We start from the raw sequence: 8,980 nt of genomic DNA, 5'->3' as shown, positions 1-8,980 counted from the left end.
CGGGTCGGGTTCGCCGGGCGTGCGTTCCCGAATGGGCCGGGTTCTTCCGGCGCGCGTTGCGCTTGTGGTTGCGGGTGGCTGGTGCGGGGCTGGTCAGGGTCGGTGGTGGGCCGCCGCCGGCGTGCGGGGCTCCGAGGCTGAGGGCTCCTGACGAGACAGCTGCGTTGGTCGGCGAAAACCGGCCGGCAGTGGCGGGGCGGGAGGGTGCTCGGGTCGAGTCTGCCGGGGCGCCGTCCTGAGTGGGTCAGGGCACTTTGGAGGTGTTGGGGCGGGGCTGGGGTTCGAAACCGGATCTCGGCGGGTGGTTGTGGGCTTGGAGCTTCGGTGACCTGCGGTTTTGCGTGGTCGGGGTGGAAAGTCGGGTGTCGAGTGCCGGTTTCGTGTGCACCGGCCCCCTCAACGCCGGTGTGAAGGCCAAAAGGGCCCGGTCGCAGCCGACTTCGGGCGCGGCGACCTCACAGAGCCGTCGAGGAGTCCGAAAGTGCCCAGTGGATGCCGGAACCGGATTCCGAGGCGGTCGAAACGGCTCCTCTTCGCACTGACCTGCGGTTTTCTCTCCCGCCGAGGCTCCGGCACCCCACGCCGTCCAGGTTTGTGAACCCTCGTCACCCAAATGCCCACCGCACACCGAAAACACCCAACCCACTCGGGAAAGCCCCCGGCAAACCGACCCGACCCCTCCCCTTCCCGCCGCTGCCGGCCGGTTTTCGCCGACCAACGCAGCTGTCTCGTCGGGGCCCTCAGTCTCGGACCCCCGCACGCCGGCGGCGGCCCACCACCGACCCTGACCAGCCCCGCGCCAGCCACCCGCAACCCAAGGCGCGAGTCTCGCCGCCAACACCCGACCCACCCGGAAACGCACGCCCGGCGAACCCGACCCGAGCACCCACCCCGCCCGCCGCTGCCGGCCGCTTTCAAGCCGACCAACACACCCGCCCCGCCGGAAACCCCAAGTCTCGAAGCCCCGCACGCCCGCGGCGGCCCACCACCGACCCTGACCAGCCCCGCGCCAGCCACCCGCAACCACAAGCGCAACGCACGCCAAAAACACCCGACCCACCCGGAAACGCACGCCCGGCGAACCCCACCCGAGCACCCACCCCGCCCGCCGCTGCCGGCCGCTTTCAAGCCGACCAACACACCCGCCCCGCCGCAAGCCCCACATCTCGGCCCCCCGCACGCCGGCGGCGGCCCGGCCACCCGCAGCCACTCGACCCCGGGTGCCGGGTGGCCTGGGTTGGGTCAGGTGTGTGCCGTGGGCTTGGGGAGTTGGTGGGGCTTGGGGTCGTGGTGGTGGTGGGTTGTTGCTGCCGCCGTCAGGGCCAGGAGCATGAGGGCTGCGCTGGTTGCCAGGGGGGCTCGGTAGCCGAGGTTGGCGTCGATCGTCAGGCCGCCGAGCCAGGGGCCCAGGGTGCCGCCGATGTTGAAGGCGGAGGTGGCCAGGGCGCCGGACAGGCCGGAGGTGTCCTGGGAGAGGCGAAGTACGCGGGCGATCAAGGCCGTTCCGGTCGCAAAGGCGAGCATGCCCTGGATTGCGACCAGGGTGATCGCCGCCCACGGGGTGCCCGCTGTGTACGCGAACAGGGCCCAGCCGACGGCCGAGGCCGCCATCCCCCATCCGATCACCTGGGTCGGTCGTCGGTCGACGATCCGGCCCGCGATGGTGACGCCGACGAACGAGCCGACTCCGAACAGGGCCAGGGCGATCGGGACCCAGCCGTCGGCCAGGCCGGTGACCTGGGTGATCACCGGCTCGAAGTAGGAGAACGCGCAGAAGGTGGCGCCCTGGACGAGGGCCATCACCGACAGGGTCGACAGCAGCGGCCGGGTGAGCAGGGCGCGCAGTTCGCGACGGGTGTTTGCCGACGGGTCCGGGTGCGCCGGTGGTGCGTGGTTCGGGATGGTTCGGGCGATGGCGAGTACGGCCGGCAGCGACACCAGGGCCACCGCCCAGAACGCCGCGCGCCAGCCCCACCGGTCGCCCAGGAGCGCGCCGGCCGGTACGCCGACCACGCACGCGATGGTGACGCCGCCGACCACCACCGAGGTGGCGCGGGCCCGCTGTTCGGGTCGGACCAGGTCGATCGCGGTCACCAGGGCGACCGCCCAGAAGCCGGCGTTGGCCAGTGCGCCGAAGACGCGAGTGGCCAGCAGGACCGGGTAGTTCGGGGTGAGCGCGCCCACCACGTGCGCGGCGATGAACACGCACAGGAAGAACAGCAGTGCACGGCGGCGTGGTTGTCGGCGCCCGACCAGCGCCATCGCGGGCGCGCCCACCACCATCCCGACGGCGAACGCCGAGGTGAGCAGTCCGGCAGTGGGAATGGACACGTGCAGATCGTCGGCGATGCCCGAGAGCAGGCCGGAGAGCATGAACTCCGAGGTGCCCTGGGCAAAGACCGCGAGCCCGAGCACGTATACGGCGAATGGCATGACGAAACCCCATGGACGTCCGATGGATTACCTCACGGCTCGACACCGGCGACACCGGTGGCGGCCATGTCCGAGGACGCCCGCGGCCATTGCGGCCACGCGGCTTCAGCTCATCGACAGGGGATCGGCCACCGGCTCACCGGCGGCCGTCGTCTGTCCGACTCGGGGTTGCTCACGGGAGCGAAGCTACCAGCCCCGTTCACGGCACCTCCACCGGGTTTTCGCCCTCACCGGGCACCGGCACCCGGCGCCGAGGACCGAACATCGAACACCGAACACCGAGCACCGGTGGTGGCTGCCGGAAAATGGGCCGCCGTTTCCGTCTCGATCGTGCATGATGATGCCGCATCAGGCATATTCATGCATCTTCATCAGGCCACGAAATCGAGGTCATCCATGGGGTTTTCCGCCCTCAAGGGCCGCAACCTGCTCTCGCTCCTGGACGTGAGCGCCGCAGAGATCGGTGAGTTGTTGGATCGGGCCGGGGATCTGAAGGAGCGGGCCGCGTTCGGGGAGCGGGTGCCGGTGCTGGCGGGGCGCAATATCGCGTTGATATTTCTCAAGCCCTCGTGCCGCACTCGCGTCTCGTTCGTCGTCGCGGCGACGCAGTCCGGTGCGCATCCGGAGGTCTTCGGTCGCGAGGACATCCGATTCGGGATCAAGGAGTCCGTGCGCGATATCGCCCGGGTGTTCGGGCGGGTCTTCGACGGGGTGATGTTCCGCGGCTTCGAGCATACGACCGTCGCCGAGTTCGCCGCACACGCGGGGGTGCCGGTGTGGAACGGGCTGTGCGACACCTACCATCCGACCCAGGTGCTCGCCGATCTGCTCACGCTGCGGGAGAACTTCGGCGAACTCCGCGGCCTGCCCATCACATACGTCGGCGACGGCCGCAACAACGTGGCCCGTACCCTGGCCGTCGCCGCCGTCAAGCTCGGCCTCGACCTGCGCGTCCTGGCCCCGAAGCCGCTGCACCCGGACCCCGCGTCGATCGCCGAACTGCTCGCCGGGGCCGAGTCGTCGCAGGCCGCGATCACCCTCACCGCGTCGCCGGAGGAGGCACTGGCCGGTTCGGCCGCGGTGTACGGCGACGTGTGGGTGTCCATGGGCGAGGAGGCGGAGACCGACCGTCGAATCGAGCTGCTGCGCGACCTGAAGGTCACGCCCGAGCTGATGGCCCGCACCGGCCGCGCCGACACCGTCTACCTGCACTGCCTGCCCGCGTTCCACGACTTGGAGACCGAGACTGCGCGGGCCCGTCCCGACCTCCGCGAGGTGGTGGACGAGGTTTTCGAGGGCCCGCGCAGCCGGGTGTTCGACCAGTCGGAAAACCGCATGCACACCGCCAAGGCCCTGATGCAACTCACCATCGCGGGCTGAACGGTCGCGATTCGCGCGGTCGCGCCCGACGACGGCGCCCACGAACGCCGGGCCCCGGCGGGTGGCACCGCCGGGGCCCGTGATCGACTCGCCTCCCCCGGCGATGTCGATCAGATCCGCTGCCAAAGAGCCGGCACGTTCGGCGGCTCCCATCCCGAAATTGCCGTATGCCCCTGCAGGCAGCGGTAGTTCTGACCGCCGTAGGACACCGTGGCGCCGGCGGCGTAGTTGGTGCCCGCCCGCCAGGTGCCGCCCGGCGGGTTCGTCGGCGGCTCGCTCGTGGGCGGCTGGCTCGTCGGCGGCTGGCTCGTCGGGGGAACCCCGGCGATGTTGAGGACGAAGTCGAAGGTCGCCTCCTTGCCGGGGTTGCCGTTGCGTACGTTCATCAACAGCCGCGCGTCGAAGATCGTGTCGGTGTTGTTGCGCGGCTCGCCCGGGAAGTAGGTCTGCGTGGTCAGGATCCCCCGGTTGGGCGCCTGGACCTTCACGTGCAGGTGCCGGGTGCGGCCCGGGTACAGACCCGGTACCACCGTGGTCAGTTTGTACGCGCCCTGCGCGTTGGTGAACTGGTGGCCGCGGAAGGTGTATCCGACGTTGTCGTACTCGCCGTTGGTGTCCGCCTGCCAAAAGTCGAGCAGCACGTTGGCCAGTGGCTGACACGCGCGGTTGAACACGAAGCCGGACACCACCAGTGGGGTACCGGCGCCGGTGAGCACCGACCGCTCCGGGGAGTTGGGCTTGAAGTACGGTCCTTCGGTCTGGTCGATGGTGGGCGCGTCGCCGTCGTGGCAGAACGGCGTCGGGGCCAACGGCCCGCCGCTGTTGCGCTGCGCCCGGGCCAGCGCGGGCACGCCGCCGATCAGCAGCGGCAGCGGAGCGGCGATCAGCGCCGCCTTGAGCAGATTCTTGCGGGTGATGCCGCGCGCGGCGGGCTCGTCCTGATCGGTGATCTCGGGGTCCATGTCGACTCCTCGGCGAGGGGACGGGCGGGCAAGGTCGACGAATCGATCCGCCCGCTCGCGATTGGTCTGAACCTATGCTCGCCGGGTGCGGGCGTCGATGGACAAAGCACGGCTCTCGTGGTGCTTCGCGTTGATCTCGCGGCGGTACTCCCCCGGGGTGCTCCCGGTCTCCCGACGAAAGAACCGGCAGAAGTACGCGGGGTCCGCGAAACCCACCCTGTCCGCGACTTGACGCACTGTCAGATCACTGCCGGCGAGCAGCCGTTTGGCCTCCACCACCTGCGCCTGGCGGATGATCCGGCCGGGGGTGCGCCCGGTGGCGGTCTTCACCGCGTGGTTGAGATGGCCCACCGAGACGCCGAGGCGGTCGGCGTACGCACCGACCGTACGCTCGACCGGATCCGGATCCGGCGGGCCGTCCAGGAGCCGGGCGAAGCGCTGGGCGAGCGCCGCGGTCGGCCCCGGATCGGGCTGTCCCGGATCCGACCGCCCCGCATCCCGCCGGGAGTCGGGGCCGTCCCATATCGCCAGTCGGGCCGCACGCAGGATCAGCACATGCAGATACGCCTGGAGCACCGGGATGAATCCCACGCCCTGTTCGGCGTATTCGCGGCGCAACTCGGCCACCACGCCGAGCAGTCCGGGTGCCGCCTCCGGCGTGGGCCGCAGCCGCGCACAGCCGGCCAGGTCGCGGACGGTGTCCCGGTCCTCGGGGTGGGCGAACAGGAAGTCGTCGTTGAACAGCACGACCCAGCCGGTGAGTTCGTGCATGCGATGCCAGAAGTGCACCTGGCCGGGGGCAATGAAGAACAACTGCGGCGGAGACACCGACCGGGGCACCAGATCCACTACGTGGGTACCGCGCCCACCGGTGACGATGGCGATCTCGTAGAAGGTGTGCCGGTGCGGGAAATCGGCCCGGGACAGCGGGCCGATGCTGTCGAACGAGCCGACGGCGAACGGCAGGACGGTCGGCGCGGGCACCTCGAGGCGGTGCAGCGGAACCGCCGGGCGGAGCTGGGTGGACGCGGTCATCGGCGCCTCCCGGCGCCGCTGCGGCGGGTTGGTCGCGGGTGGGTGTTGCGTGCCATGTCGGCCCCCTGGCGGTTCTCGGACGATGCGGCCGGCGCTCGATCAGCGGTTCAGGTTAGGCCGTTCCGAGCCGACTGTCGGGCGGGTCGCGCGCAACGGCACGAACTGGCAAACCAAACCGTGTGCGACCTGCCACGGCGGCCGACCGGGAACGGTTCGCGCCCCGGCCGACCGGAGCCGCCGTCGGGTCCGCTCAGCCCGCCCGCACCCGTACCCGGGCGAGCAGGAAGACACCGCACCAAAAACCACGATCGGCGGGAACCGACTCGGGCCGGCGCCGCTCATCCGGCAGGGCGCCACGCCGTCCGGATAGGGCCGGGCGGACTGGCCGGCGGGCCCGGCAGGGCGCCACTCCGCCCGGAAGATCGGGCGTCTGGCTCGGAACGGGGCAGCGCGGGCAGCCCGGCGGCACCCGGTCCACTCGCCCGCCATCCGCGCCTGGCATACGGCAACCGGGCGCCGGCTCACGGTGGGGTCGCGAGCCGGCGTCCGGGCTTCGGGGGCGATCGCAGCGGTGTCGGGGGGTCCCGTGCATCCGGCGGGATGCGCGGGACCGCCCCGGCACCATGGCCTCAGCTGATCGCGAAGTCGTCGCCGTATACCGAGCCCTGCCCGTACCAGCCGTGCAGGTAGACCGTCACGCTGCCGGACGCACCGACCGTGAACGGAACGGTCAGCTTGGCCCACGTGGTCCCGGGCGAGGCCCAGGTGCTTCCCGTCGCGCCCCCGCTCACGCCCAGGTAGGCGTAGTTGCCGCGAACCCAAGCGGTGAGGGTGTGGGTCGAGTTGGGGGCGAGTTGCAGCGTCTGCTTGCATTCCCCGGTCTGCGCCGCGCCGGCCGCGACCTCCAGGGCGTGCGTGCCGCCGTGTGTGGGCGTGGAGACCACCGCGCCGCCGGGCTGGCAGGTCCACGGAGCGAGCGAGCCGCTTTCCAGGTCGGCGTTGAGCAGGCCGCCGGAGGAGCCGTTGACGGTGAGCGTGTACACCGTGCTGTGCGTGGCCGACGGGCTGGTGCCGGTGACGGTGATCGGATACGTGCCGGGGAGCAGGGCCGCGGTGGTGGAGATGTTCAGCGTCGCGGATCCGCCCGTGGTGACCGAGGCCGGAGTGACCGTGGCATTGAGGCCGTTGCCGGTGCCGGACACCGTCAGTGCGATGGTTTCCGCCGCGCCGGCGGCGATCCCGGTGGTGAGCGTCGACGAGGTGCTGCCGCCCTGCGTGACGCTGCCCGACGCGGGACCGGCGAACAGGGTGAAGTCGTTGGTGACCGGCCCGGAGGTGACGGTCAGCGAGTAGGTCGCGCTGTGCGTCGCGGACGCGCCGACGCCGGTGACGGTGAGCGGGTAGGTGCCCGGGGTCGCCGTCGCGGAGGCGCTGACGTTCAGCGTCGCGGATCCGCCCGCGGTGACCGTGCCGGGCGTGATGGACGCGCTCACCCCGCTGGGGGCGCCGGTCACGGTGAGCGCGACGTTCTGCGCACTGCCCTGGGTGACCGCGGTGGTGATCGTCGACGAGGTGGTGCCGCTGCGCGCAACCGAGCCGGTGGTCGGGTTCAGGGTGAGCGCGAAGTCGTTGGTGACCGGTCCGCCGCCGCCGGTGAACGGTGCGAAGGTGTGGGTGAACTGCCATTGCTCCTGCGGGATTCCGGAGCAGTTGTCCTGCGCCGTACCCCCCGGGCAGGAGCCGTTGTCGCGCTGGAGGGCCCACATCGACAGGGTGCTGATCCCCTGCGTCTTGGCCCAGTCGACGACGGTGACCGCATCGGCCGTGGTGAACGTCTCGGCGGCGCCGAAGTCGTCTACGCCGGGCATCACGGTGACGCCGACCATGGCCCACAGTTCGGCCTGGGTCTTGTTCGGGTACAGCTGGCCGAGTTGGTTCTTCAGGCCGGTCGCGGCGCTCTTCGCGTCGTTGGCCATCTGGTGCGGCTGGTTGTCGTAGTAGTCGAACGTCATGATGTTGACGACGTCGACCTTGGTGCCGTTGCTCACCGCGTTCCGCAACACCGCCAGGCCGCTGTCGGCCAGGCCCGAGGTCGTGGTCGGCAGGGTGTACTGGATCTGCAACGAGCGGTTGTTGCTCGCCGCCCACGCCTGGACCTGCTTGAGCGCCTTGTTGCGGCGGTCGATTCCGGCCGTGTTGGTCAGCGAGTTGTCCTCGATGTCGAGGCAGATGCGGCTGATGTCGTAGGTGGAGATCACGTTCTCGATCGCCGTCGCGATGGAGTTGACGTTGGTGCAACTGTCCGCGATCTCGGTGCCGGTGTTGTCCGCGGTGTAGCCGCCGAACGACGGGATCACGTCGCCGCCGGCCGCGCGGATCCTGGCGATGTCTGCGCCGAACGTGGACTGGGCGATGGGCATTCCGGTATCGCCGTTCCAATACGGCGTACACGAGCCCTTGCTCGGGGTCTGGATGAAGGCCATGGTCAGGTACTTCGCGCCGGACTGGGCGGACAGCGTCGCCGGGTTCTCCCCCGTCCACGCCTCGAAGTACGGCGCGAACACGCGGGTGGGCAGCGGTGTGGCGGCCTGCGCGCTCGCCTGTCCTGCCGTGGCGGGCGCCGCTGCCGTCGTCTGCGCGGTGGTCGGCGTGGTTTCCGCAGCGGCGTTCGCGGCGCCGCCCGAGGTCAGCACGAGGCCCAGCGACGCGGCGGCGGTGGCCACCACGGTCGCCAGGGTGCGGAGCGGACTTGGTCGTCGCATGGGTACTCCCGCTTTCTGAGGACGAGAAAGGGACTTGCGGAGCACGTGCGGGGCGGGACGGTGGGTGCGGGGTAGGCGCGGAGGGGGTGGAGCCGCGGGAGGACCGGTCGGGGGAGACGGGTTTTCGGTCGGGCGTCGCGCGGTCGGGACGGGCCACGCGGGGTGGTTCGGGCCGGCGCGGTGGGGACGGCCGCGCCGGCGGATCGGGTGGAGGGATCGGGTGGTGCGGAGGGGCCGGCCCCGGGACCGGGCCGGTGCGAAGAGGGGTGCCGGCCCCCCGGGGACGTGGGGGGCGGCGCGGCGGGCGTGGTTTGGCCCACCTCCGGCCCGGCGGCGGTCGTCGGGTTGGTCGGGCCCGACGACTTCGTCCGGACCGGAGGTGGCATCTGTGGGGCGCCGGGCGCGGGT

General features: G+C 71.2%; 5 protein-coding genes. 1 reads left to right on the top strand and 4 read right to left on the bottom strand.

All coding sequences use genetic code 11. From position 1 onward, the window contains the following. Nucleotides 1-1,242: 1,242 nt before the first annotated feature. Nucleotides 1,243-2,433: a Cmx/CmrA family chloramphenicol efflux MFS transporter gene (locus ACFXKZ_RS50910; protein WP_380014894.1), complete on the bottom strand. Its 1,191-nt coding sequence runs from the start codon at nucleotides 2,431-2,433 to the stop codon at nucleotides 1,243-1,245. A 396-nt stretch (nucleotides 2,434-2,829) separates the two neighbouring features. Between ACFXKZ_RS50910 and argF the strand changes: the two genes are divergently transcribed. After that, entirely contained in the window at nucleotides 2,830-3,813 is a 984-nt protein-coding gene (gene argF / locus ACFXKZ_RS50905) for an ornithine carbamoyltransferase (RefSeq protein ID WP_380014891.1), read from the top strand. A 110-nt stretch (nucleotides 3,814-3,923) separates the two neighbouring features. Here the strand turns inward: argF and ACFXKZ_RS50900 are convergent, their stop codons facing one another. The 3 genes from ACFXKZ_RS50900 to ACFXKZ_RS50890 form a co-directional block, all read right to left on the bottom strand. Next, entirely contained in the window at nucleotides 3,924-4,775 is an 852-nt protein-coding gene (locus ACFXKZ_RS50900; RefSeq protein ID WP_380014888.1) for a carbohydrate-binding protein, read from the bottom strand. A 72-nt stretch (nucleotides 4,776-4,847) separates the two neighbouring features. Further along, complete coding sequence (locus tag ACFXKZ_RS50895) at nucleotides 4,848-5,810, bottom strand: AraC family transcriptional regulator (protein ID WP_380014885.1); 963 nt, start codon at nucleotides 5,808-5,810, stop codon at nucleotides 4,848-4,850. Between the two features lie 629 nt (nucleotides 5,811-6,439). Next, nucleotides 6,440-8,572, bottom strand: coding sequence for a glycosyl hydrolase family 18 protein (locus ACFXKZ_RS50890; protein ID WP_380014882.1), 2,133 nt, complete (start codon nucleotides 8,570-8,572; stop codon nucleotides 6,440-6,442). Nucleotides 8,573-8,980 lie beyond the last annotated feature (408 nt).

This window comes from Embleya sp. NPDC059237, from assembly GCF_042754105.1.
GTDB lineage: Bacteria > Actinomycetota > Actinomycetes > Streptomycetales > Streptomycetaceae > Embleya.
This window is presented reverse-complemented; position numbering and strand designations above follow the sequence as displayed.